This is a genomic window from Stenotrophomonas sp. FR012 (assembly GCF_047520565.2).
Lineage (GTDB): Bacteria > Pseudomonadota > Gammaproteobacteria > Xanthomonadales > Xanthomonadaceae > Stenotrophomonas > Stenotrophomonas sepilia.
The window spans coordinates 45,827-70,150 of sequence record NZ_JAXBQL020000013.1 but is presented as its reverse complement, the minus strand read 5'-3'; the positions used below and the strand labels follow the sequence as shown (position 1 = coordinate 70,150).

Here is a 24,324-nt window from a genome sequence, read left to right as displayed (position 1 = left end):
TGATGGATCTATGTTCGGCTACCGACGCGGAGAGTCCGGTCTTGGCCGGAAGCAGACATCAGTACTGCGTCCGCGCTTGGTCCGATGCTATTCTCCGTGTTCTACCCAAAGCAGTCACCGTGTGGCCCCTGTCACCACGCCTGCACACGCCTGCAAGGGTAGACTCGAACGCTCGCTTGCGAAGGTAGCTTCAGACTGGACCCACCTTGCCTCCGCAGCAGTTCATTTTAAAATGAAGCTGAAATTAATACAGATAATTAACTGGGTGGAGGGAGTAAATGATCTCCTCGATCGTCCTAAAATTTACGGAAAATGCTGATCTCAACCTTCCGACGAGCGGAATAACAGTGTTCGTTGGACCAAACAACTCCGGAAAGAGTCTCGTCCTAAAGGAGTTGGAGATGGCCTATCAAACACACCCGTTTCCGATGGGATTGAAAATCCTGAAAGATTACGAAGTGGCGTGGCCGTCGATCGACGAGCTAAACGAAACATTTTTAAGCCTCGAAAAGTTTGCTGAACCCAACATGCCTGCGGGCCATGTGGCGATCGGCAGGATCACGCCTGGCGGCGGCCTAGAACGCTCGATCATGAATAAGATCGGCATTATTGAGGTGGCGCGTGATCAAAAGGACAAGAATTGGTGGGCGACGCAGTTTTTGCGCTGGGGAGTCCTCCGCCTCGACGGTCGATCGAGGTTTAATTTAACGAACGACCAAAGTACTGGTGATTTACTGGCAGCGCCACAGAACGTACTCGCGCATCTATTTCAAGACGAAACGGCCAGGGCAAAGGTTCGCTCATGGGTATTTGATGCCTTCCAAAAGTACTTCGTCGTGGACCCAACTAGTGGTGGGACGTTACGTATCCGGCTTTCGGACTCAATGCCGCTTGCTGACGAACAAAGTCTAAACTTGCAGGCCCGCGAATATCACCGCGAAGCAACATATATTAAAGATGCTAGCGACGGAGTTCAGGCATTCACAGGAATTGCGACAGCTGTTCTATCTGGCGAATACCACACTATTCTTATCGACGAGCCCGAGGCTTTCCTTCACCCTCCGTTAGCAAAAAAACTGGGTAAGCAGTTGGCGACATCTGCCACGGAGCGGAACGGGGCGCTGATGGCTTCGACTCATAGCGCAGACTTCCTCATGGGGTGCGTACAAGCATCGAAAGCCGTTCGTGTGGTACGGCTGGAATACTTTGAAGGTAAGTCTCGCGGGAGGGTGGTCGATCCCGCTCAACTTGAAACATTGTTCAAACGGCCGCTATTGCGAAGCACGAATGTGATATCGGGATTATTTTATGACGGAGTAGTCGTTACTGAATCAGATAACGATCGTGCCTTCTATGCAGAGATATTCCATCGGCTTACGCGAAATCTCGCTGAAGCGCCATCTGTGCTTTTCATAAACGCTCAAAACAAGCAGACAATTCGAGATGTAGTTGGGCCGCTTAGACAGTTCGGAGTGCCAGCAGTGGCGGTTCCAGACATCGATATAATTAAAGACGGCGGCAGCGTTTGGACGGGGTGGCTAAACGTCGCTCACATCCCTAACGCCCGTCACGGAGGATTGGCGACGGATCGAGCCAGCATTAAAGCTCTCTTTCAGGGAGCAGGACACGACATGAAGCTCGGTGGTGTGAGGCTACTCGATGGACCAGAGAAAGACGCCGCGGATGCTCTCTTTGATGCGCTTAAGGAATACGGAATTTTTGTCGTTCGCACCGGTGAACTCGAAAGATGGCTTCCGGAAGTCGGGGCAGAGGGAAAGAAGACCGATTGGGTCGTCGACATGCTTGAGCGCTTGGGAAGTGATCCTGCCGATGCAGGTTATGTGCACCCTGCTCAAGGGGACGTCTGGGATTTCATGCGCTCAATAATTGAGTGGATCAAGAACCCGGCGCGTCGCGGTATGCCTTAGAGCAACTGGCCCTGAAGTAGATGTGTGCAGGCAGGTTTTATATCTTCGTCAACGCCTAGTTCCATCGAGTGAACGTTCCATGGCGAGCGTCCGCTTCTGGCCGGGAACGGGCGTCGTCCGATGTGATGCTCGACGAAGTCTGCCGTAGATATGCTGCGGGAAGCTGATCACTCCGGCCTGACCTCGTGGCAAGCCCACTCAACCAACCCCCGGCAAGCCAGAAACAACCCATCAACCACTCCTTCATCCAAATGCCGCTCCGGCTCCGCTGCCACACGGCAGCGATCCGCCGCGTGCAGCAGCTCCAGGACCGTCAGCGCCCCCACCATCGCGCGCTCGCTCCGCGCCAGGCTCACGCGGCGGCCGGGTGACACATCGGTTTCTGGCCACGGATGCCCATCAGCCCCCTCGCAACCGCGCATGCGCTTGAGGATGCCGAGCAAGGAGTTCAGGTCGGGCAGGGGAGTGTCGTCGTTGATGGGCTCAACAACGGTGTACGAGGTGAAGGTATCGGATTCGTTCATGGCGTCGGCTTCCGTGGCTGTGCTTAACAGCGCCACCGCAAAGAGGTGGCGGACGGTGCGGGTTCCAAACCGGGACAGACAGTTGTCAATAACCGGCGGGTCCGAAGACCCCCACGCACCGCCCGCCATAAAGGCCGACGGATTGCCCGCCGGCACCGGTTAAGGGCGGTGCCGACGGGCAAGCGTAAACAACTATCTGTCTCGGGTTTGGACGCCCGTTGCCACCCGTTGTCGGTGGCGCGCTATGGTGTTTACGTAGCCGCATCGAATGCCAATAGAAATTCGGGAACGAATCGCCGAATCCGAGAGCGAAGAACTATTGTTGCACGCGCCAATCGTGCAGCGCGCGACGCCAGCAGACGCATTCGCGTAGCTGCTCTGCTGATGGCGAATCAAAGTGGCGCAATCGCCCACGCCACAAGCGAATAGCGCGACAGCCTTCTTTGCAACAGTTCTTAGTCCGCTTCGGCAGGCAGCGGCGCGCGGCCGACCGCACATCCCGAAAAGCGGTTCAAACCCGACACCGTTAACAGGCCCCCGGCTTCAACCGGCGCCATTCTCAGCCGCATTCCCCACCAACAACTCAATCATCGCCCGCGCCGCCGCAGATTGCCGCCGATGCGGCGCATAGATCACCGAGAACGGCCGCGATCTTCCCCGCAACTGCGGCAGCACCTCCACCAGCTCCCCACGCTGCAACCGCTCGCGCACGATGAACTCATAGCTCTGGCAGATGCCAATGGCCTGTTCGGCCAGCGACACCACGCCCAGCACATCGTCGGAGGTCTCGATGGACGAACGCGGCAGCCAGTCAACGTCGCGCCCGCCGTCGCGGAAGATCCACGGCGCCAGCCGCCCGGTGCGCGGCATCACAAACGGCAGGCACAGGTGCTGCTGCAGGTCCTCCAACGTCTGCGGCGTGCCACGGCGCTCCAGATACTCCGGCGAAGCCACCAGCACCAAAGGCGCATCTTCCAGTTTCCGCCCCACCAGCCCGCTGTCCGGCAGCTGGCCCAGGCGGATGGCCAGGTCGAAGCCTTCGGCCACCAGGTCCACGTTGCGGTTGGTGATGTTCAGTTCCACCTGCACCTGCGGGTACTGCTGCGCAAAGCGCGCCAGCACGGGCGGCAGCCGGTAGTGGCCATAGGTGGTGGGCACGCTCAGGCGCACGCGGCCGGCCAGCGCACCGTCCTGGGCCAGTACGTCGCGCTCGGCGTCGTCCAGCAGGCCGAAGGCGGTGCGCACCTGTTCCAGATAGAGCCGCCCGGCGTCGGTCAGGCCCACGCGGCGGGTGGTTCGCTGCAGCAGCTGCCGGCCCAGTCGCGCTTCCAAACGGGTGACCGCGCGGCTCAGCACCGAGGGCGTGGTGGACAGCGCCACCGCGCCGGCCGTGAACGAGCCGTGCTCGACCACCGCCAGGAACACCTCCACATCGCCCAGGTAGTCGAACTTGCGGCTCATTTGGCTCTCCAGGGAACAGATGTTTTGCGATGGGGGCAATTTATCGCCGCTGGGGCGATGAATAAAGTGGCCGTCATTCCCCCGCTAGGAGCTACCCCATGAACCTGAAGACCCGGCTGGCCGCAGCGCTGGCCCTGACCCTGGCCGCCACCGGCGCGCAGGCCGCCAACGTGCTGGTGGTGCTGTCCGACGAAAACCACCTGGACCTGAAGGACGGCAAGGTGCTGTCCACCGGCTTCTATCTCAACGAGCTGATGCAGCCGGTCAAGCTGCTGCTGGACGCGGGCCACGAGGTGACCTTCGCCACGCCGCAGGGGCGGGCGCCGACGGTGGATGCGTCCTCGGTGACGCCGGCCTACTTCGGCAACGATGCCGCACAACTGACGCTGCACAAGGAGCTGCTGGAGAAACTGGCGCTGACCTCGCCGACCGCCTCGCCGGTGGTCAGCCTGGCGCGCATCGAGCAGCAGGGCTACGCGCGGTTTGATGCGGTCTATATTCCCGGTGGCCACGCACCGATGCAGGACCTGCTGAAAAGCCCGGCGCTGGGCGGGTTGCTGGCCGACTTCCACCAGCGCAACAAGACTACCGCGCTGGTCTGCCACGGGCCGATCGCGCTGCTGTCCACGCTGCCGGATGCTGCTGGGTTCGTGGCAAAGCTGGAAGCAGGGGCGATGCCGGCCACGCCGAAGTGGATCTACAGCGGCTACCAGATGACGGTGATCAGCAACCAGGAAGAAGAACAGGCCAAGCCGATGCTGGGCGGCGGTGAGATGAAGTTCTACCCGCAGAGCGCGTTGCAGCGGGCGGGTGCGCGGTTCAGCAGCAACACCACGCCGTGGACCGGGCATGTGGTGGTGGACCGCGAGCTGATTACCGGGCAGAACCCGGCGTCGGCGCTGGAGGTTGGGCAGCGGTTGGTGGAGCGGTTGAAGTAAGGCGGGGCTGCGCAGCAGGCTGCCAGCCTTGTGGGCCGAGGGGCCAGCGCCTCGGCCTGTATATGGAAGTGCCAACGTGGTCGGCGGAGAGGGCATCAGCCCTTCGCGAGCGCTGCTCCTGACAGATCTTCAATCTGGGAAAGCGCGTGACGCGTCGCAGTCCAATCGCCGGCGTGCCTGATCGCCACGCCTCCGGCCGCTGTCCAGGCATCACAGTTCGCTTCGAAATCGTCGATCAGAACATCGCCTGGCTGGTGCATGAAAAGAGGCTTGTGCCTGCCGCCGAGCACAGGCAACACCAGGCAGGTTGCTGACAGGTGCTCGCGGACCCACTGCCGCTTCTGCATGGCAGCGAGTGGATAGTTCGATTTCGGGCAGGCCGTGAGAATCACCGGGTTCAAGTGGTGGATGCTGTGGAAGAACTCCACTGCACCGTGCATCGGCGGAAGGTCGCGGAAGAATGACGGGTGGCTGTTGATATGCCCCCACATTTCATCGTCGGCAAGCACACGATGGTCCAGGCCAAACAGGGCGGGAAATGCCGCGTCGAAGTCGGCCATTACGCCATCAAGATCTACGTAGATGGTGCGTCTGGATGCACTTGATCCACGTGTGTGCTGGTTCGCGAGCGGGTCCATCATCGGTATTGACTTCACATCATCAGCGTTCATTTACGCGCTCTCCTTTCAAGAGTGGGCTTTCTTCTTCATCGGTTCCCCAGTAACGGGGCAAAGTGTTTGGCGATTGCGACAGACGTGGCGGCAATCGCGATGCCGACTGTGCCGGCACGGCTGAAGGGGCCGGCGACCCACGGATGCCGTAATCGGCATGCTGGAAATGCGGCTTATGTCGCGGCGCTTCTTCAAAGGCCTGCCGGGTGGCTGACCTGGCTCTTGGCCAAGACGCACGGCCCGCAACCGCTGGCTCATTTCGCTAACCAAGGAGCAATCTGGCGCGCTGGTGATTGGATCATCGCCGGGCGCTACAGGCAGGCCGGGTGGTGATATACCTGTGGCGCTCGATCCAGACTCAAAAGGACGTCACCGAGATGGATGCTCAGGCAGATTCAATGTACCACGCTGACCAGCGCGACCACCATGCCGAAGCCGTGCTTGAGGCCTTCTTCGCCAAGCACCGAACCCCGGCCCTGGTGCTGCAGCGTTTCTACCCGCCGGCGGCATTCTCCAGGGTCCGCAGCCGTCTAGGCGGTCTGCCGCAATTGCCCGATGGGATGGATTGGCCGGTTGGCGAGAGTTACGGCGAAGCGGCGCCGATGCACTTCCTGGCGCAGATCGATTGCGCCGAGCTGCCACGCGTGGATCCCGATATGCCCTCGCAAGGCATGCTGTTCTTCTTCGCCATGAACGACGAAGAGCAGATATGGGACACGGACGAACCACAGCAACGCGTGCGTGTGCTGTACGCGCCCGAGGTCGCGGCCGATCAGCACGTGCGTGCGCTGCCGGACGGCATGCGGCCGATTCTGGATGAAGGCCCTTCGGATCATGCGCACCGCAATCCTGCCTGGCTGCTGCCTGAGGAAGACGGGCCGTGCGTGCATGTTCAATGGCCCTTGGTGGCGCGGCACATGGATACCTGGCCGGATGAGCTGGAGCTGCCGCCGGGTGAGGAGGATCGGCCGTATTACGAGATCTACCCCTCGCGCCTGGACGAAATGCGGCTGGGTGCGGTGGTGGCGGCCACGGGCCTGTTTCCGCGCGCGGACGCCGCCACGGAATGGGAGCGCCCGCAGTCACCTGCGTGGACGTTCCCGGTGCAATGGCTGCGTTACCAGACCGATTTTCCCCAGGTAGGCATCATCATTGACCGCCTTTCGCGGGTGATCGGTAATGAACGGCGTGCAGGCAAGCGCGGGGGTATTGATTACGCCGATGTACGCGCATGGGTGAAGCGCGCCGCCGCCATTGGTCTGGATGAAGCCCCGGATGATGCAACGCGGGAGGCATTCCGTGAGTGGATTATCGGACAGATCAGCGACGACTTCGAGCGTATGACGCTGACCGACCTGGGCATGGGCCGGGCGTTCACCAAGGGACTGCTGGCGGCAGTTGCCTACGCGGCGGGCTCGCCGGCTGCGGCCGCGCGCATACCTGCACTGATGTACCGCCACCTGCAGGACGAACATCTGCCGTTTGATGAAGGCCTGGGCACGCTGCCTGATGGCCGCAAGCGCTGCGCCGAGACGCGGGTGCACCAGATGCTGGGGCACGTACCGCGCTTGCACGGCATCGTGCCCGACGTGGAAGGCGAGGGCGACGCGGTCTGCCTGCTGCAGTTGGCGTGTGACCCGGCGATTGACCTAGTCTTTGGTGATTGTGGCCAGGCCACGTTCTGGTTGAGTCGTGAGGACCTGCGCAACTGCAGGTTTGACCGCGTCGTGGGTGTGGTGGAGTCGCACTGATTGGGCATGGCAAGGCCGGCATGGCACCATGACGGGCTTGCCTCGTCCCTTCGGGAGGGGCCGTTTTCCCAGGGAAGCCCTCAAACACGACATGCGAACGTCCTTCTTCATCCTCTCTGCCCTGTGCCTTGGCTTGCTGTCCGGCTGTGCCAGTGGCCCGGAAGAGCACGCCTCAAGCCGCGAGATCACCAGTGCGTTCGTGGCCGACGACGGCCAGCTGTACTTGCTGCCGCGCTATGACGAGCCGATGCGCTTCAATGCCGCACCGTTCCGCGAGTACCGCGCGCTGATGGACAGCCCGCTGCGCGAGGCGGTGGCCTGCGCGCAGATGTACTTCCATGAGGATTGGCGCGACCCGGCCAACGAGGCCAAGGTGCACGGCAGCTATGCGCTGCTGCTGCGGCCGGAGCAGGTGACGGCGGAACAGGCCGCGCAGTTCAAGCTGGAGCGGATTGAGGTTACCCCGCGTGAGGCCAAGGCCGTGGAGGAGCGGGCGCGCTACTACCTGCCGATGGAGCGGACCCGTTACGCGCTGGCGTTTGATCGCGCCTGCAATCTTTCAAGGAAGGGCGGCAGCTATTACAGCGCGCTGTTCGAGGGCGACGGCGAGCGGGTGAAGTTGCCGGATGCTGCGGCGCTGGCAGAGAAGGGGAAGCTGGCACAGCCGATCAATGCGCGGGCGCAGCGGATCCTGCCGGAGAGGGAGGACAAGCAGGGTGTGGGTTCGGCGGCGGGCAAGGTGCTCGGCGCGGCGCTGATCCCTGTGGCGGTTCCGGTGTTTGTGTTGAGCCTGCCGTTCCTGGGGCCGGATCATTGGAAGTGATGGGGCGCTGAGGGAGAGCATCCACGCATGGCGTGGATCTACTTGGGCATCGCCTGAACGTTCATCCTGGAGATCTGTGTGCCCAGCACGCTGGAAACTGTTTTGAAGACCGTAGGTTTCATTGTGCTCGCGGCGCTTCCGTTGGTGATCCTCTGGTTCACCCTTCGGCGAATGGCAGCAAGTGCTCGCTCGTCCGTGAAATCGGGGCTGCGTTTGCATGCTCCGCGCCGGATTTCCGGCAGGTCCATGACCTTGGTGATGGTGGATGGGAAAGAAGATCGGGAGCACTACTTCTTTGATGCAGCGTCCTTTTACCTGCGGCGTGGGCCAGTGCCCACGGCGGTTCCGCTCTCGCAGATCACCTCAGTCACACGAACGTCCGACAGGATCTACGGGCGCTATGTCTGGCAGGTGTGCTTCAGCAAAGCATCGGGCAGAAAGTGCGTGACGTTTACCAACAACCTGACGCTGTTCAACCGCGATTTCCTGCTGTTCCTGGAGGCAGTGCGTAAGGCCAATCCGCTGGCGACCGTTGATCCGGCGGGCATCCGCTTCTAGCGGTGGGTCGTCATGGGACGCCAGTTAAAGGGAGTTGGCCCGTGTAGGTACACTGGCGGCCTACGCCCAATGGAAGCTCGCCCATGTTCTCTGGAAAGGTTGCGGTAGTCACCGGCTCCACCAGTGGTATCGGTCTCGGCATTGCCACGGCGCTGGCGCGGAAGGGCGCCGACATCGTGCTGAATGGCTTTGGCGACGCAGCGGAAATCGAGCGCATCCGTACCCAACTGGAAACTGAGTTCGGTGTACGGGTGGCGCATGACGGTGCCGACCTTTCCAAGGGCGAGGCGGTGCGCGCAATGATCGACCACGCCGTGGCGACGATGGACCGCATCGACATACTGGTGAACAACGCGGGCATCCAGCACACCGCATCGATCGAGGAATTCCCGGTCGAAAAATGGGATGCGATCCTGGCGCTGAACCTGTCGGCGGTGTTCCATGCAACGGCGGCGGCCTTGCCGCACATGAAGCAACAGGGTGCTGGCCGCATCATTAACATCGCGTCGGTACACGGCCTGGTGGGCTCGGTGAACAAGTCGGCCTATGTGGCGGCCAAGCATGGCGTGGTGGGGTTCACCAAGGTGACCGCGCTGGAGAATGCGGGCACCGGAATCACCGCCAACGCCATCTGCCCGGGCTGGGTGCGGACGGCGCTGGTCGAGCAACAGATCACCGCACTGGCGGAGAAGGGAGGTACGGACCAGGAATCCGCTGCCCGCGCGCTGCTGGCCGAGAAGCAGCCTTCGCTGCAGTTCGTGACGCCCGAGCAACTGGGCGGAATGGTGGTGTTCCTGGCCTCGGACGCTGCGGCGCAGATCACCGGCACGGCACTGCCGGTGGATGGGGGCTGGACGGCGCGCTAGTTGGCTGGCTGCGCCATACGCCGCAGCATCTGCAGCGCCACCAGCGTTACCAGAAGGGTAAACAGCACCACCGACACGCCTGCCGTGCCGAAGCGCTGGCCGCCCTTTTCCAGCGGCTGGGTGAGCGGTCGCCTGCGGTCTGCGAGAACGGGCAGCGGGGTGTGCGCGGTGCTGGAGCCTGCCGCCCGGACAAACCGGGCGGCAGGCCGCGCTTACAGCAGGTCGGAGAACCCAGCGATGATCTCGGCGCGCTCGTTGATCTTGTCCAGGTAGCCTTCCTGGCCCGGATTGAAGGCACGACGACCGCCAGGCAGGACCTTGTGCGTGGTCGGGTAGTACGGCACCTCGTTGCCGTAGCCGATGACAGGTACGGGCTGACGCGGCTGCGCCTTTGGCATGCCCAAGCCCTGGATCAGCTGCTGACGAAGGGTGGTCGTGGGGCAAAGCAGCGACGAGGCGATGGAGTAAATGCCCTCGAGCGGAGACAGGAACGCGTCACCGCAGGCGAGCCTGTTGGTGCTGTTGACCGTACCGGCGTAGTAGATGCCGTCGGCCTTGAACTGCTTCCGCAAGGAGGTCACATACGGGTCACGCCCCAGATCGATGGCCACTTTGCCCGATTCGACATTTGGGAAGGTGAACTTGTCCATCAATGCGTGAACCTGATGGTAGCGGAACGTTGCACCGGAGTTCTCAAGCGCTTCATTTGCGAGCTTGAGATTCTCCTGCATGTGTGCAAGCGCCGCCTGGCGACCACCGAACCGCTCAACCTGGGTGTCGACCACGAAGAGTAGATCAATCGTGGTGGTCTCACGTTCCCATGTCCCCTTGTCGCCGACCCGGAACACGACCTGTTCCCGAGGGCGCACGGTCTCGCGCAGTTTTCCGCCGGCGACCGCGATCGGCCACAGGGCGGTGTTGTCGACGATCACGCGCAGGCCAGTCTTCGGCTGCGGCAGGGTCAGTGTCCTGAAGGAGGTGTAGGGCGAGCCGACTGTAACGCGGGTCAACGAGGACGGGTTCTCCAGCTTGCCGCTCCTGAGCTCGTGGAACTTGACTTCCCGCGCTGATTGGCGAAGCAGCTGCCAGCGGTTCAGCTCTGCCAAAAAGATGAACTCGTACTCATCACCCTTGCGCAGGGGGTAGGTAGGCACCTGCCCGTAGTCGAGCCGGATGGTCGACTCCCAATTGGCATCGGAGCGAATGATGGTCCGGTCGCGGTCGGCGCGCGTACGTGGAAGCGTCAGCAGGTCATACCATTCCCCATCCGAGAGCTCGACGATGGATCGGGAGGAAATGCGCTCCATCCATTCTCGGCGTTGCTTGATGTAGTACTCCGCGTGTACCCAGTTCCACTTGTTTGTGGCGGGGTCGAATTCTGCACGTGCACTCTGCCCTGGCATTACGGTAAGCCGCTGTTTGGGAAAATCGGTTTGCACGCCCAGCACCTCGGTTGGGGAGGTGGCCTGGTTATGGATCGCGATGGTGTCATAGGCCTTGGCCCGTCCGGGAAGCTCGAGCTCGCGCGCATGTTTCCCGTTCCGCAGCGTCACCATGGAAACCAGTTGCGTGTTCTGCGGGATCCGCCAGTGGTTCTGGTTGGGGACATGCAGTTGGGCATCGAAGTGGTCTTCAAGCCACGCGGCCTGCCCAGGACTGCGCGTCGAGAAATCGATGGAACTGAAATTGGGCAACTTCAGGGGCTCGCCGGGAACACCGTGGATCGGGCCGTAGATCTTCAATGCGTGGTCCTTGACTGGTACGGCGTTCGAGATTCTCAGCAGCGCAAGCCGCTCGGGCAGCCGAACGCTGTCCATCGAGCCGCCGAAGCCGTTGGAGAACTTTGTAATCCTGCAGGTGGTATCACCGGGGCGGTGGGTGTCGGGCAGTTGCTCCTTGAATTCCAGTAGGCTTGGAATCCAGATCTGGCCAGGGCAGTCCGGGAACTTGGCGTATGCAGGTGCTATGGCGAGAGAGGCAAGGATGCCCAGGCTGATGCGGAAGTTGGTCATGTTTGGCTGTTGGTAGCGGCAACAACTTGCCTTGTGGGAATGCATCAGCCTCCCATCGTCGCGGCGGTGGGCCTATCTGACGTATACGAAACTGGCCGGACAGGGCCTTTTCGGAGAGGTGATTCTGAAGTCGCGCACGATACGTTGCTTGTCACGACCGAGCATTGCGCACGTAGAGATCGAGGGATTGGAGGCATTCATGATGAAGCGTCTGTTGTTGGTGTCGTCATTGCTTTTTTCGGGGCCGCCGGCTGCAGCCGCCGAGCTGTGCACGGTCAGTGCCTACGGTGACGGGCAGGGCAACATCGTGGTGCTGGGCGTACCCGCCGCGGCACCGGCCACGGGACAGCGCTATCTGATGTTGGACGGGCGGCGCGGTGCCACTGGCGATGCCGACGCGCCGGTGAGCTGCAGCGGCGATGTGGTCAGCGTTAGCTCGCCTGCGGGGGCCACGCAGCGCTGGCAGCGACTGCCCACCCGCGATACCGATGCAACTTTCACCAGCGCAGGAACCAAGCTGGTCGGGCAGTTGATCGAACCCGCCGGTCCGGCCGATCCCAAGCGGCCGCTGGTGGTGCTGGTCCATGGCTCGGAACGCACGATGGCGGTGGCGGCGATCTACCAGCGCATGCTGGTGGCGCAGGGAATCTCGGTGTTCGCCTACCAGAAGCGTGGCACCGGCGATTCGGAAGGCGAGTACACGCAGAACTTCGAGCTGCTGGCAGACGACGCGGCGGCGGCGCTGGCGAAGGCGCGTGATCTGGCCAAAGGCCGCTTCGGCCGTGCCGGCTACTTCGGTGGCAGCCAGGGCGGTTGGATCGCGCCGCTGGCGGCCACGCGTTCGCAGGCGGATTTCGTGGCGATCGGTTTCGGGCTGGTGGTCTCGCCCATCGAGGAGGACCGCGAGCAGCTGTTCGATGAGGCACGGCGCATGCAGCTGGATGCGGCGGCGTTGGCGCAGGTCGGGCAGCTGTCAGAGGCCACCGCGCAGCTGATGCGCACGCATTTCAGTGAAGGTTTCGAGGCGCTGGCGAAGGTGCGTGCGCAGGTGGGTGCCGCGCCGTGGGCAAAGACCATCAGTGGCGAATACAGCGGTGACATGCTGCGCATGAGTGATGCTGACCTGCGCCGGATCGGTCGCGCGCGCTTCGACAACCTGGAGCTGATCTGGGACTACGACGCCGAGGCTGCGCTGCGCCGTTTGAAGGTGCCGCTGCTATGGGTGCTGGCCGAGCAGGACCGCGCCGCGCCGATTGCCGCCACGCGTTCGATCCTGTCGCGCCTGCGCGCGTCAGGACAGCCGATCGAGACCTACCTGTTCCCCGACACCGACCATGGCATGGTCGAGTTCCGCACCGATGCCGAGGGCAACCGCGTGTCGACGCGGATCACCGACGGCTATCTGCGCCTACTGGCGGATTGGATCAAGCAGGATGTGCACGGACAATACGGGCGCGCGCGCACAGTGAGCGATTGAGCGGATGGTGGCGCAGGCGGCGGATGGCGCTCCGCCGCCGATAGCGGCACGACTCAGCGCGGCTTCGCAAACACATCCAATCCCTTGCCGGTCTCCAGCAGCGACTTCAGGCTCGACAGCACGATCGGCCAGCCCTGGCGGATGCCGGTATCCATGCCACTGCCGGGTTCAAGCTCGTCGTGGGTAACGGTCAGCCGCACCATGTCCTGGTAGTGCACGATCTCGAAGGTGACCCGGCTGTAGGCATCGGGATTGTCGGCCTGCGAGGCGGCGGCCCAGGTGATGACCAGCCGCGAGGGCGGGTTGCTTTCCACCACTTCGCCGACCAGTTCGACCGAGCGCGTTTCGTTGGCGCGCACGTGCTGCCAGCGCGAGCCGGGTTTCCAGTCCGAGACGTTTTCATGGCCCCAGTAGCGGCGGGCGATCTCGGGCCGGGTGATGGCCTCGAACACCTTCTGTGGCGTGGAGGCGATATAGATCACGTGGATGAAGCGGGTCGATTCAACGGACATCATCATTCTCCTTCCAGCTCTCGTTTCAGGTCATGCAGCAGGCTCAGGCGCTGCTGCTCGAACTTGCGTACCCAGCGTTCGTAGACTTCATGCAGCGGCACCGGGTTGATGAAGTGCAGCTTCTCGCGGCCACGGCGCACGGTGCTGATCAGGTTGGCGTCTTCCAGCAGGCCCAGGTGCTGGGTGACCGATTGCCGGGCCATGTCCAGGTGCTCGCACAGCTGGCCCAGGGTCTGGCCGTTGTCTTCGCAGAGCAGGTCCAGCAGCGTTCTACGCGTGGGGTCGGCCAGTGCCTTGAACACCTTGTCTGCATTCATGCGGGGCGTCTTCAGTTCCAGTTGTCGATCCTGACGTCGCGGGGGTTGGGCTGGCCCTTGCCGGTTTCCAGCAGGGCTTTCAGGCTCAGCAGGAAGACCGCCCACTTGGTGCTGCAGTGGGAGGTGAACTCGACGCGTTCCTTCCAGCCTTCGTGGGTGAACAGGACGATGCAGTAGTCGCCCTCCTGCTTCAGCGCGAAGCGCACGTGGGTACCTATCCATTCAGCAGGACCGGCGAGGAACTGCCAGAGCACGAGCTCGCCGGGAATGAGCTGTTCCAGCTTCATTTCCATGGCGCCGATTTCCTGGCCGTTGTTGGTGAAACGCACCTTGACGGTGCCGCCAACCTCGCGGTCGCCATGGGTATCCTCAGCCCACCATCCGGCAACTCCTTCGGGGGTGGCCAAGGCCTGGTACACCTGGCTAGCGGGGGCCTTGATGCCGACGCGGTGTGTGATATCCACCATTGCAGGTTCCTCGCCATGGGCCGGCAGGCGCCGCCCTTGAGTGGACTATATGCAGGTAAATACCTGCATGTCAAAACCGGCCACGAACGCCCGGATGGGGTAGTGCCGGCCGCTGGCCGGCATCCCGGTGGAGTTGGGTGCGTGCAGTTGCCGGCCAGCGGCCGGCACTACCAGATGCTGCCCACCCGGCTGCGGGGAGTTGACAGCGATTCAACCTACTAGTAGGTTGGCGGCATGAAGGAGCAGCTCTCGCCCAAAGCCCAGGAGATCCTGGCCCACGCCCGTTCGCTGCTGGAGGCCGGTGGCTACAACGGTTTCAGCTACGCCGACGTGTCGGCGCGGGTGAACATCAGCAAGGCCAGCATCCATCACCATTTCCCCAGCAAGGTGGACCTGGTGCGCACGGTGGTTGAGCTGTACCGGGCCGAGGCGCGCGAAGGCCTGGCGCTGCTGGACCGGCAGCTGGGCGACCCGCTGCAGGAGCTCAACGCTTATGTGGACTACTGGTCGAGCTGTATTGCCGGTGGCACGTCTTCGTTCTGCATCTGCGCGATGCTGGCGGCCGAGGCGCCGATGATCCCTGCGGAGATTGCCGAAGAAGTACGCGGGCATTTCGAGGATCTGAGCGGGTGGCTGACGGTGACGCTGGAGAAGGGCGCGGCGCTGGGTCAACTGCGCCTGCAGGGTCCGGTGGCCGATGAGGCCAGAGCGTTCATGTCCTCGGTGCATGGCGCGATGCTGGCCGCGCGCGGTTTCGGCGATGCGGCGAAGTTTGCTGCGCTGGCACGGTTGGCCATCGCGCGGGTGAGCGCGGCTGCCTGATGGATGTGTGCTGGGCCTGCGGCAACGTAGGCCTTTTCTTTGATCTAGAAGTCTACCTACTAGTAGGTTCAATCAACCCTTGGAGATGTTCCATGTCGCACTCTCTGTCCACGCTGGGCGTGATCCATACGGCCGTCAGCCTTGTACCGGTGTTCGCCGGCCTGTATGCCTTCATTCGCCATCGCGCGATCGACCCCGCGACACGCTCCGGCAAGCTGTACCTGCTTGGGCTGGTGCTGTCGGTGGCAACGTCGTTCACCGTCTCCAGTACGGGCGGGATCAACCCGGGCCACGCATTCGGAGTGATCGTGCTGCTGGTGGCGTTCGGCGGCGTGCTGGCGGCCCGGCTGCGCTGGCTGGGTGGCGCAGCACCTTACCTGTCGACATTTGCGCTGTCCTTCAGCTTCCTGCTGTCGCTGGTGCCAGGCGTGAATGAAACGCTGACACGGTTGCCGGCAGCGCATCCGATTGCTGCGGCGCCGATGGCACCGGTGGTGCTGCACACGTTGCTGGGATTGGCGGTGGTGTTTGTGATCGGCTTTGCCGCGCAGTGCTGGCGCATGCGGTTTCAACCGGTTCGCAGGCGCCCTTGAGCAGAGGCGCCTTAGTCCCGCACCGCGAGCGCGGCCAGCAGCGACTGCGGTTCGATCAGCGCAGCCGAACGTGTGGCATCCACCCGAACGTGTCGGCTGCAGAAGTTGAACGGTCGACCCTGCGCCGGCGAGGCTGCGTCTGGAGATGCGTCCGGTGTTTCGATTTCCAGCACTTCATCTACTGCCAGCGCCAGGGTTGCGGTGCCGGCGGTGATCAACAGCATGGCTGGGCTGCCGCCATCGAATGCCGGTTGCCCGCTGAGCCTGCGCAGGTCGGCCACCGGCAACGGCTGCCCCCGTACCTCCAGGTTCCGCCTGCCATGCTGATCTGCAGGGCCGAAGGTCTCGGGGCCGCGTATTTCCACGGCCACCTGTACGTCGATCGCGAACAGGGCCGTGCCTGCACGCAGGACGACGACCTCGAACAACTCGGCGGGCGAGGCACGTGTTTCCGTTGAAGGTTGAGCAGGTACAGGCATGCTGTGGATCTGGCAGGAACGATGGGTAACGCGGCTTGAATGATGACGTGCGCAGGGAGCACGCGGCCGCGTGGGACTACGCGCGCAGGGCGGCGGTTCAGCTGGATCCGACGGACGCATGGTGCGCACTGAGCGGGCCGATGCGCGGAAAGTGCGGACGCAGCAGGCCGACGAGCTGATCCATGCCCGGAACGGCATGGCCAAATTCGTCCCATCGCGCATTGACCAGGCCGGACACCACGACCTGCCCGGTGTCGATGCGGGTCATGGCCCAATAGGGAACAGCACGCGCGCTGATGGCCATGTCCAGTACCGGCACGACGGCAGCATGCGAGCGACTGTCATGGATGCGGTGCTTGACCGCCTCCAGGCCGTCGGGCGGACCTTCGACGTACTGGAAAAACCGCTGCCCGTCGACGAGCAGCGCTCCGGTAACGTCCACGCGACGGTTGAACGTGGCAGAGCGGGACACGATCTGCCGGAGCATTTCATCGGAAAGCCCAGCCGACATGTGGCTGGAGTAGGCAAATGCGTGGAGCATGGAAGGGGCTTCTTGTGACGCCCGTCACTATACGTGGGTCGCCATAGCCTGCCGTGAGCCTTTCCTCACGCATCACCGGGGAGTGATGCGTTGGATCAGCAGCCCACCAACCGATCCGCGCCAATTCCGCCGCGATGCTGGCTGCGGTATTGGGTAGGACTGGCGTCCACCTGGCCGCGGAAGTGCCGGCGGAACGACTCCTGCGAACCAAAGCCGGCCTGCTCGGCAATCCACTGCAGCGGCCGGTCGGTGGTTTCCAGCAGCTCGCGGGCGAATGCCACGCGCTCGCGGATCAGCCAGTCGATGGGTGACAGGCCGGTGGCTTCCAGGAACTGCCGCTGCAGCGTGCGCTGGCTGAGCGCGGCCTGCTCGGCAAGACTGCCCAGCGAGTGCGGCTCGCGCAGGTTGCGGCGCATCCATTCCATCAGTTTTGCCAGACGCGAGGGCTCGCCATTCGGAATGGCGCGGCTGACACGCTGGCTGCGTTCGGCATCACGCCATGGCGCCAGTACCAGCCGCTCGGCCACCAGGTTGGCCACGCGCGCGCCGTAGTCCTTGCGCACCATGTGCAGCATCATGTCCATGCCGGTGGCCGAGCCGGCCGAGGTGATGACGTTGCCGGTGTCGACGTACAGCACGTCTTCGCGCACATCGATGCGCGGAAAGTCGCGTGCCAGCGCTTCGGTGAGACGCCAGTGGGTGGTGGCCGGGAGGCCATCGAGCAGCCCGGCCCAGGCCAGCACGAAGGCGCCAGAGCAGATCGAGGCGATGCGTGCGCCACGGGCGTGGGCGCGGACGAGTGCATCGAGCAGTGCCTGCGGCGGGCGTTCGCTGGGTTCGCGCCATCCGGGAATGACGATGATGTCGGCGTCATCAACAGTGCTGAGATCGTAGGGCAGCTGCACCTGTGCATTGCCGAGCATGCGCAGTGCACCGGGTTCACCCGCGCACAGCTGGGTGCGGTACCAGGCCACGCCGAGTTCCGGCCGCACAGGCGCGAACAGGCCTACCGCGCAGCCGAATTCGAACAGCCCCTGGCCGTGGCAGGCAACGATGGCGACGAGCGGTGCGGTGGGATCGGCGGGTGGGCTGGGCATGGCTTGATGCTACGGATGCAGACGCGTGGCGCTGCGTGGTGCGAGGGCATGAGGTGATGCCGGGCAGGCATATGGAGCGGTCGCTCCCTTCCTGTAGGCCCGCGCCCACACTCGGTTCAGTGCCGGCGGGGTGGATGCATCTGACGCCGTCGCGAAGAGCAGCCGAACGTGGGCTCGGCTCTACAGGCAGCAGCGCACCGTTGCGGCCACCTAACGTCATTACCAGCGGTCATGTGGGTGGCCGGATGTTACGGCTGGGTGACGCGATCGCGCCTGTCGCGGTGGGTGAACAGGCCCTTGAATGGAAGCGTGTTTCCGGCCCACCCCCACGAGCCCCCATGCCTGCTGCCCACGCCCCTGTGCTGAACACTCTCGCCGTCCTGATCGCCAGCGTTCTGGCCGCATCGCCTGGCCATGCGGCTGACGCCGATGCGGATCCTGCTGCCACCGCTGCAACGGCCAACGTGGCAGCGTCCACGCTGGATGCGGTGGTCGTTACCGGGTCGCGCACCAGCACGCGCACGGTGAAGAACAGTTCCACCCCGATCGATGTGATTTCCGCAGAGGACCTTGCTGCGACCGGCCAGGCCAACCTGCTGGAAGCGTTGCAGCGCAGCCTGCCGTCGCTGAGCCAGATCGGTGGCTACCAGAGCGACCAGGAGAGCCTGATCCGTGGCTACCAGCTGCGCAATCTCTCGCCGGGTTACACGCTGGTGCTGGTGAACGGCAAGCGCCGCAATGCCAGTGCCTATGTGAGCGGTGCCAACGGCGGCGGTTTCCCCGGCCATGCCTGGGCTGACCTGGCGTTGATTCCAGTCTCGGCGATCGACCATGTGGAAGTGCTGCGCGATGGCGCGTCGGCCATCTATGGTTCGGACGCGATCACCGGCGTGGTCAACGTGATCCTGAAATCGCAGGCACACGGTGGCGAGCTTTCCGTGGAAAGCGGGCAGAGCATTGATGGCGATGGCTCGCGCACCAGCGTGCGTGCCAACGTGGGCCTGCCGTGGGGCGCCGATGGCTTCGTCAACCTGTCCGGTGAGACCACGCGGCAGCACCACGCGATCCGTACCCGCCGTTACATCGATGGCTACCTGAGCTATCCGGCGGTAGATGCCAACGGCAATCTGGTCGCGCTGCGACCGAACAACCGGTTGCCGGCCGGCGCATCGCCGAACCCGGCCGAGGCCAACCGCGATGCCGAGGCCAACACCATCCTCAGTTCGCCATCGTATGTGCTGAAGGCGTTTGCGGTGAACGTGGGCCATGGCCTGGGCGAGAGCGCGCAGTTCTACGCCAATGCCACCGCCAGTGATCGCACCGCGCAGGCGATCCAGAATTTCCGCCTGCCGGCGACCATCTTCACCACCTACAAGGCGCCGGGTGTGCTGAGCGTGTTTCCCGATGGCTTCCTGCCAGTGCTGGAAACCAAGGAGAAGCAGTACACCGGCACCGCAGGTGTGAAAGGCCAGATCGCGGGTTGGGACTACGACGCCAGCCTGACCGGCAACCGCAGCACGGTACGCACCTATACCCGCAATTCGGTGAACTACTCGCTGCCGTACCCCGGTTCGCCCACTGACTTCTATGATGGCAAGCTGGACTACCAGCAGGGCATCGCCAACCTGGACCTGCGCCGTGGCTTCGAGGTGGCGGCATTCGCTTCGCCGCTGGAAGTGAGCGCCGGCGCCGAGTACCAGCACGAACAGTACGAACGCGGCGCCGGGCAGTGGGAGTCCTACATCGGCTTCGGTGCCGCCGCGTTCGTGGGCTACTCCACCGCCGATGCAGTGAAGGCCACCCGCAACAGCAAGGCGGTCTATGTGGGTGCGGCCGCCAACATCACCTCACGTTGGTATCTGGATGCGGCCGCGCGCTGGGAGGACCATTCCGACTTCGGCAGTGTCTCGACCGGCCGCCTGACCACCCGCTTCGATTTCACCGATGCGCTGGGTGTGCGCGCTACGGTCAGCAACGGCTTCCATGCGCCCAGCCTGGGCGCGCAGTTCTACCAGGCCACCGGCAGCTGCCCGTGCGGCACCACGCTGGTGGCACAGGTGTCTTCGCCGGCGGCGAATGCGTTGGGTGCCACACCGCTGAAGCCGGAAAAGGCCACCAACTACAGCCTGGGCGTGACCTGGGACCCGAGCCCGGCGTTCCACCTGGCCGTGGATGCCTACCAGATCGACATCCGTGGCCAGCTCGGTCAGTCCAGCCAGATCGGCTACAACGCACAGGATCCGGCGCGCATCACCGACAACAGCGGCACGGTGCTGAGCGCAGCGCAGAAGAACACCATCGATGCACTGCTGGGGTCGGCCGGCATCAGCATCCTGCCGGGTGATGCGTTCTATGCCAGCTACTTCACCAATGTGGGCAATACCCGCACACGCGGTGTCGAGCTGACCCTGGAAGCGAACCAGGAAACGGCGTGGGGCAAGCTGCGCTGGAGCTATGCGGCCAACGTCGGCCGCACCACGATCCGGAAGGTCAGTGATATTCCGGCGGCGCTGCAGGGGCTGCCCAATATCAACCTGCTGACCAAATCCAGCGAGTACGCACTGCGCTTCCGCACGCCCAGCTACACCCAGGTGGCGGGCTTGGGCTGGCAGAACGGGCGCTGGCGTTCGAATGTCGACTTCACCTACTACGGCCCGATCAAGCGCCTGAACAACGGCGTGGAATACAGGCAGCCGCCGGTGCTGGTGACCAACCTTTCAGGTGCGGTGGAGCTGGGTGCGGGCTGGAGCGCGGCGCTGGGCGTCAACAACGTGTTTGACAAGCGCACGCGCAGGGTGCCGGAGTACGCGCGCAGTGCTACCGATGTGGCCAGCATCGAGACGACGTGGGATTCGGGCGATGTGCTGAGCCGGATCGGGACGTTCTGGTACGGGCGGATCAATTACCGGTTCTGATCTGGAGCAGTCGAGCATGGCTCGACTCCACAAAGGCGAAAGCAGCCGAGCATGGCTCGGCTCTACACAAGGCGAAAGGCGGCCGGCGGTAGTTCGGCATCATCGAGGAGCAGTTCATGTCTTCTGCATTTAGGGTGGTTGCAGTGGTGGGGTCGCCGACCAGTTCGGCGACGTCGCGTACGTTGCTACTGGTGCGGCACCTGTTGGCGTCGCTGCAGCAGCGGGTGCACGCCAGCGTGGAGGTGGTGGAGCTGGCGCCGATCGCGCGCTCGCTGGGGCAGTCGTTGTCGCGCGATGAGGCGGAGCCTGCGGTGGAGCAGGCGCTGCAGACGATCGAGGCGGCCGAGCTGCTGGTGGTGGCCGCGCCGGTGTATCGGGGGTCGTATCCGGGGCTGTTCAAGCACCTGGTCGACTTCATCGGGCTGGAGGCGCTGGTGGATACACCGGTGCTGCTGGCGGCGACCGGTGGCAGCGAGCGCCATGCACTGGTGATCGACCACCAGTTGCGGCCGTTGTTCAGCTTCCTGCAGGCGCACACGCTGCCGATCGGGGTGTATGCCACGCCGGCCGACTTTGATGGCGAGCACCTCAACAGTGCAGCGTTGCAGGCCCGCATCGCGCTGGCGACCGAGCGTGCGGCCGGGCATCTGGCTACGCAGGCGCTGGCGGTAGCGGCGCCACTGCGACGCATCGCCTGATGCCATAACCGGCGGCGCTTTGCATATGGCCAAGGCGCATCTGCGTGGCCGGATCTGACCGCCGATTGTCGCCTGGCACCGCCACCGCAAGCACCGGCATCCCTAGCATCGAAATCGAAGCGGCATCGCATTGCCGGCCCTGATGAGGACACTCCCGTGGCGTTGGACGCAGCAAGCAAACCCATCCTGTTCCTGCTCGACCGCGAGTTCGAGGATGGCCAGATTCCTGGCCAGCGCTTCTTCTGCCGGCACAGCCTGCTGCTGGAAGGGGCGCTGTCGAGCATCGACGGCCTCGACGCGCAGCTGGACGTACGTCGCATTGGTTTCGCGCGGCCACGCCGCGAGGTGATCGCCGAGATCGGCGAGCAGGACCAGTCGTTGCCCAAGCTGGTGCTGCCGCAGGGCGTGCGCAGCGAGCTGGCCAGTGGCGCGCATCAGGACCGCCAGTACATCTCCGGTGCCGAGCCGATCCTGGCTGCGCTGAACGGATTGCTTGGCATTCCCGTGGCCCACCCCTGAGCGAGGACACGACCTTGAGCTATCTGATCAGCGTCTTGGACAAGAGCCCGGTGGCCGAAGGCGCCTCGCCAGAGCAGGCGCTGCGCAACAGCCTGCAGTTGGCGCAGCGTGCCGAGCAGCTGGGCTATCACCGGTACTGGTTTGCCGAGCATCATGCCGCGCCGGCGCTTGCCAGCCCGGCGCCGGAAGTGCTGGCCGCCTGGGTGCTGGCGCAGACCCGTCGCATCCGCATCGGCAGTGGCGGAGTGATGCTGCGCCACTATGCGCCGTACAAGGTGGCCGAGAGCTTCAACCTGCTGGCGGCGTTGGCACCGGGGCGCGTGGATCTGGGCGTGGGCAAGGCGCCCGGTGGCCTGCCAGCATCGACCGCCGCGCTGGCGGCGGGACGCCCGGCATTCGCCGATTTCGACCAGCAGCTGCGCGACCTGGAGGGCTATCTGTCCGGTGCCGCAACCGAGGCGCTGGCGCGCCCGATTCCACAGCAGGCGCCGGAGCGCTTCCTGCTCGGTGCCAGCCCGCAGAGTGCGCAGCAGGCGGCCGAGCTCGGCTGGCGCTTCGTGTATGCCGCGCACTTTGATGGCGACCCGAAACACATCGAGGCCGCGTTCGACGCCTACCGCGGTGTCTCCACGCAACCGCCGTTGCTGGCCACGGTGGCCTTCGCCGCGCCGACTGCCGAAGCAGCCGCACGCCATATCGGTGCGCTGCGCGTCTACAAGCTGCATCTTGGCCCGGGGCAGACAGTGAACCTGCCCAGCCCCGAGGCAGCTGCCGAGTATGCACGCCAGGTAGGTGTGGCGGACTTCCGCATCGAGGAAACACGGCCAAGCGTGCTGTCCGGCGATGCGCAACAGGTACGCGGCGAACTGGATGCGCTGCACCGACGCTTCGGCGTGGGTGAGTTCATCCTCGACGCGCCGGTGGCCGACCTCGACGCACGCCTGACATCCCTCGAACTGCTGTCGCCCGCGCCGCGCGCGGCGGTGGCCTGACCTGCAGGAGCGATCCCCAATGAGCACGACCGCGCGCCACATTCCGTTCGGCATCATGCTGCAGGGCCCCGGCAGCCACATGCATGCCTGGAAGCATCCGTCCAATCCGGCTGATGCCAGCGTCAACCTGCAGTTCTACATCGACATCGCGCGCACCGCCGAGGACAACGGCATCGCCTTCGGCTTCGTGGCCGACGGCCTGTACATCAACGAGAAGTCGATCCCGCACTTCCTCAACCGCTTCGAGCCGATCTCGCTGCTGTCGGCACTGGCCACGGCAACGAAGAAGATCGGCCTGGCCGGCACGCTGTCGACCTCCTACAGCGACCCGTTCACCGTGGCCCGCCAGTTCGCCTCGCTGGATCTGCTCAGCGGCGGCCGCGCCGGCTGGAACGTGGTGACCTCGCCGTTGGAGGGTTCGGGCCGCAACTATGGCCGGCCACACCCGGAACATGCGCTGCGCTACCAGATCGCCGATGAGTACCTGGACGTCGTGCAGGGGCTGTGGGATTCGTGGGACGACGACGCCTTCGTGCGCGAGCGCGACAGCGGTACATTCTTCGCGCCGGAAAAGTTCCGCCGCCTCGACCACAAGGGCCGCTTCTTCCAGGTGGAAGGGCCGCTCAACATCCAGCGTTCGCCACAGGGCCAGCCGGTGATCTTCCAGGCCGGTTCGTCCGACGACGGCATCGCGCTGGCCGGCAAGTATGCCGACGCGGTGTTCACTCATTCGCCGTCGCTGGAAGAAACCCGCGCGTTCACCCAGAAGGTGAAGAACTCGGCGATCGCGCATGGCCGCAGCGCCAACGATGTGAAAATCTTCCCGGGCATCGGCCCCATCGTCGGCCGCACGGCCGAAGAGGCCGAAGCCAAGTACCAGGCGATTGCCGCACTGGCCACGCTTGAGGATGCGCTGGCGTACCTGGGGCGCTTCTTCGATCACCATGATTTCAGCCAGTACGATCCGGACGCGCCCTTCCCGGAGTTGGGTGACATTGGCAGCAACTCGTTCCGTTCCACCACCGATCGCATCAAGCAGGATGCGCGAGAAAAGGGGCTGAGCCTGCGCCAGGTGGCACTGGAAGCAGTGAGCCCACGGCCGAACTTCATCGGCACACCGGAGCACGTGGCCGATGAGCTGATCCGCTGGTTCGATGCCGGTGCCAGCGATGGCTTCATTCTCGGCTTCGCCGCGCAGCGCGAGGGCCTGGACGATTTCGTGACCCAGGTGCTGCCGATCCTGCAGGCGCGCGGCTACCACCAGCGCGGGCTGGAAGGACAGACCCTGCGCGAGCATCTGGGTCTGCCGTACAAGGCCAGCCGCTATTCGACCGACGCCGAACCGGCGCGGAAGGTGGGGTAG

Annotated in this window: 24 protein-coding genes; 14 read left to right on the top strand and 10 right to left on the bottom strand. The window is 63.9% G+C overall.

The annotated features are described in order from the left end of the window. Positions 1–278: 278 nt before the first annotated feature. Entirely contained in the window at positions 279–1,928 is a 1,650-nt protein-coding gene (locus tag ACM0O9_RS17515) for an ATP-dependent nuclease (RefSeq protein ID WP_414603859.1), read from the top strand. Between the two features lie 167 nt (positions 1,929–2,095). Here the strand turns inward: ACM0O9_RS17515 and ACM0O9_RS17510 are convergent, their stop codons facing one another. Together ACM0O9_RS17510 and ACM0O9_RS17505 are read right to left on the bottom strand one after the other, a co-directional pair. Beyond that, complete coding sequence (locus ACM0O9_RS17510) at positions 2,096–2,452, bottom strand: hypothetical protein (protein ID WP_414603861.1); 357 nt, start codon at positions 2,450–2,452, stop codon at positions 2,096–2,098. Between the two features lie 543 nt (positions 2,453–2,995). After that, entirely contained in the window at positions 2,996–3,913 is a 918-nt protein-coding gene (locus tag ACM0O9_RS17505; RefSeq protein ID WP_414603862.1) for a LysR family transcriptional regulator, read from the bottom strand. A 98-nt stretch (positions 3,914–4,011) separates the two neighbouring features. Between ACM0O9_RS17505 and ACM0O9_RS17500 the strand changes: the two genes are divergently transcribed. Beyond that, complete coding sequence (locus ACM0O9_RS17500; protein ID WP_414603863.1) at positions 4,012–4,851, top strand: type 1 glutamine amidotransferase domain-containing protein; 840 nt, start codon at positions 4,012–4,014, stop codon at positions 4,849–4,851. A gap of 95 nt (positions 4,852–4,946) precedes the next feature. On the opposite strand, the gene ACM0O9_RS17495 is transcribed toward ACM0O9_RS17500, so the two are convergent. Next, positions 4,947–5,522, bottom strand: coding sequence for a 5' nucleotidase, NT5C type (locus ACM0O9_RS17495; RefSeq protein WP_414603864.1), 576 nt, complete (start codon positions 5,520–5,522; stop codon positions 4,947–4,949). 398 nt (positions 5,523–5,920) lie between these two features. Here ACM0O9_RS17495 and ACM0O9_RS17490 point away from each other — a divergent pair, with 398 nt between their 5' ends. The 4 genes from ACM0O9_RS17490 (at position 5,921) to ACM0O9_RS17475 (ending at position 9,520) form a co-directional block, all read left to right on the top strand. Then, on the top strand, positions 5,921–7,273 hold the full coding sequence (locus tag ACM0O9_RS17490; protein WP_069139954.1) for a DUF1963 domain-containing protein: 1,353 nt from the start codon (positions 5,921–5,923) through the stop codon (positions 7,271–7,273). 91 nt (positions 7,274–7,364) lie between these two features. Continuing rightward, positions 7,365–8,096 carry a hypothetical protein gene (locus ACM0O9_RS17485; RefSeq protein ID WP_414603865.1) on the top strand — a complete coding sequence of 244 codons (732 nt, stop codon included), beginning with the start codon at positions 7,365–7,367 and terminating at the stop codon, positions 8,094–8,096. 78 nt (positions 8,097–8,174) lie between these two features. After that, positions 8,175–8,654 carry a hypothetical protein gene (locus ACM0O9_RS17480; protein ID WP_414603866.1) on the top strand — a complete coding sequence of 160 codons (480 nt, stop codon included), beginning with the start codon at positions 8,175–8,177 and terminating at the stop codon, positions 8,652–8,654. A gap of 83 nt (positions 8,655–8,737) precedes the next feature. Next, a complete protein-coding gene (locus ACM0O9_RS17475) occupies positions 8,738–9,520 on the top strand; it encodes a 3-hydroxybutyrate dehydrogenase (protein WP_414603867.1) in 783 nt (260 codons plus the stop codon). Between the two features lie 212 nt (positions 9,521–9,732). On the opposite strand, the gene ACM0O9_RS17470 is transcribed toward ACM0O9_RS17475, so the two are convergent. After that, positions 9,733–11,532, bottom strand: coding sequence for a hypothetical protein (locus tag ACM0O9_RS17470; RefSeq protein ID WP_414603868.1), 1,800 nt, complete (start codon positions 11,530–11,532; stop codon positions 9,733–9,735). Between the two features lie 202 nt (positions 11,533–11,734). On the opposite strand from ACM0O9_RS17470, the gene ACM0O9_RS17465 reads away from it, so the two are divergent. After that, positions 11,735–13,009 (top strand): alpha/beta hydrolase family protein, encoded by a 1,275-nt coding sequence (locus tag ACM0O9_RS17465; RefSeq protein ID WP_414603869.1) that lies wholly within the window; start codon positions 11,735–11,737, stop codon positions 13,007–13,009. A gap of 53 nt (positions 13,010–13,062) precedes the next feature. Here the strand turns inward: ACM0O9_RS17465 and ACM0O9_RS17460 are convergent, their stop codons facing one another. The 3 genes from ACM0O9_RS17460 to ACM0O9_RS17450 are packed head-to-tail and all read right to left on the bottom strand — an operon-like array spanning position 13,063 to position 14,305. Continuing rightward, positions 13,063–13,521: an SRPBCC family protein gene (locus ACM0O9_RS17460; RefSeq protein ID WP_414603870.1), complete on the bottom strand. Its 459-nt coding sequence runs from the start codon at positions 13,519–13,521 to the stop codon at positions 13,063–13,065. Positions 13,522–13,523: 2 nt separating this feature from the next. Continuing rightward, positions 13,524–13,838 (bottom strand): ArsR/SmtB family transcription factor, encoded by a 315-nt coding sequence (locus tag ACM0O9_RS17455; protein ID WP_005416268.1) that lies wholly within the window; start codon positions 13,836–13,838, stop codon positions 13,524–13,526. An 11-nt stretch (positions 13,839–13,849) separates the two neighbouring features. Beyond that, entirely contained in the window at positions 13,850–14,305 is a 456-nt protein-coding gene (locus tag ACM0O9_RS17450; protein ID WP_414603871.1) for an SRPBCC family protein, read from the bottom strand. A gap of 234 nt (positions 14,306–14,539) precedes the next feature. On the opposite strand from ACM0O9_RS17450, the gene ACM0O9_RS17445 reads away from it, so the two are divergent. Further along, a complete protein-coding gene (locus ACM0O9_RS17445; RefSeq protein ID WP_414603872.1) occupies positions 14,540–15,127 on the top strand; it encodes a TetR/AcrR family transcriptional regulator in 588 nt (195 codons plus the stop codon). Positions 15,128–15,219: 92 nt separating this feature from the next. Beyond that, entirely contained in the window at positions 15,220–15,720 is a 501-nt protein-coding gene (locus ACM0O9_RS17440; RefSeq protein ID WP_065177485.1) for a hypothetical protein, read from the top strand. Positions 15,721–15,731: 11 nt separating this feature from the next. Here the strand turns inward: ACM0O9_RS17440 and ACM0O9_RS17435 are convergent, their stop codons facing one another. The 3 genes from ACM0O9_RS17435 to ACM0O9_RS17425 all read right to left on the bottom strand — a co-directional run bounded on the left by ACM0O9_RS17435 (position 15,732) and on the right by ACM0O9_RS17425 (position 17,837). Next, positions 15,732–16,148: a chemotaxis protein CheW gene (locus ACM0O9_RS17435; protein WP_414603873.1), complete on the bottom strand. Its 417-nt coding sequence runs from the start codon at positions 16,146–16,148 to the stop codon at positions 15,732–15,734. Positions 16,149–16,296: 148 nt separating this feature from the next. Further along, positions 16,297–16,740, bottom strand: a complete 444-nt coding sequence (locus ACM0O9_RS17430) for a BLUF domain-containing protein (protein ID WP_088497288.1) — start codon at positions 16,738–16,740, stop codon at positions 16,297–16,299. Between the two features lie 95 nt (positions 16,741–16,835). Then, positions 16,836–17,837: a helix-turn-helix domain-containing protein gene (locus tag ACM0O9_RS17425; protein ID WP_262089685.1), complete on the bottom strand. Its 1,002-nt coding sequence runs from the start codon at positions 17,835–17,837 to the stop codon at positions 16,836–16,838. A 338-nt stretch (positions 17,838–18,175) separates the two neighbouring features. Here ACM0O9_RS17425 and ACM0O9_RS17420 point away from each other — a divergent pair, with 338 nt between their 5' ends. The 5 genes from ACM0O9_RS17420 (at position 18,176) to ACM0O9_RS17400 (ending at position 24,324) form a co-directional block, all read left to right on the top strand. Continuing rightward, positions 18,176–20,752 carry a TonB-dependent receptor plug domain-containing protein gene (locus ACM0O9_RS17420; RefSeq protein WP_262089684.1) on the top strand — a complete coding sequence of 859 codons (2,577 nt, stop codon included), beginning with the start codon at positions 18,176–18,178 and terminating at the stop codon, positions 20,750–20,752. 116 nt (positions 20,753–20,868) lie between these two features. Beyond that, the gene (gene msuE, locus ACM0O9_RS17415) at positions 20,869–21,450 is read left to right on the top strand and encodes an FMN reductase (RefSeq protein WP_065177488.1); all 582 of its coding nucleotides are present in this window, start codon (positions 20,869–20,871) and stop codon (positions 21,448–21,450) included. Between the two features lie 156 nt (positions 21,451–21,606). Further along, on the top strand, positions 21,607–21,969 hold the full coding sequence (locus tag ACM0O9_RS17410; protein WP_065197036.1) for a DUF3088 family protein: 363 nt from the start codon (positions 21,607–21,609) through the stop codon (positions 21,967–21,969). A gap of 14 nt (positions 21,970–21,983) precedes the next feature. Beyond that, positions 21,984–22,961, top strand: a complete 978-nt coding sequence (locus tag ACM0O9_RS17405) for an MsnO8 family LLM class oxidoreductase (protein WP_005416278.1) — start codon at positions 21,984–21,986, stop codon at positions 22,959–22,961. Positions 22,962–22,980: 19 nt separating this feature from the next. Beyond that, a complete protein-coding gene (locus ACM0O9_RS17400; RefSeq protein WP_262219617.1) occupies positions 22,981–24,324 on the top strand; it encodes an LLM class flavin-dependent oxidoreductase in 1,344 nt (447 codons plus the stop codon).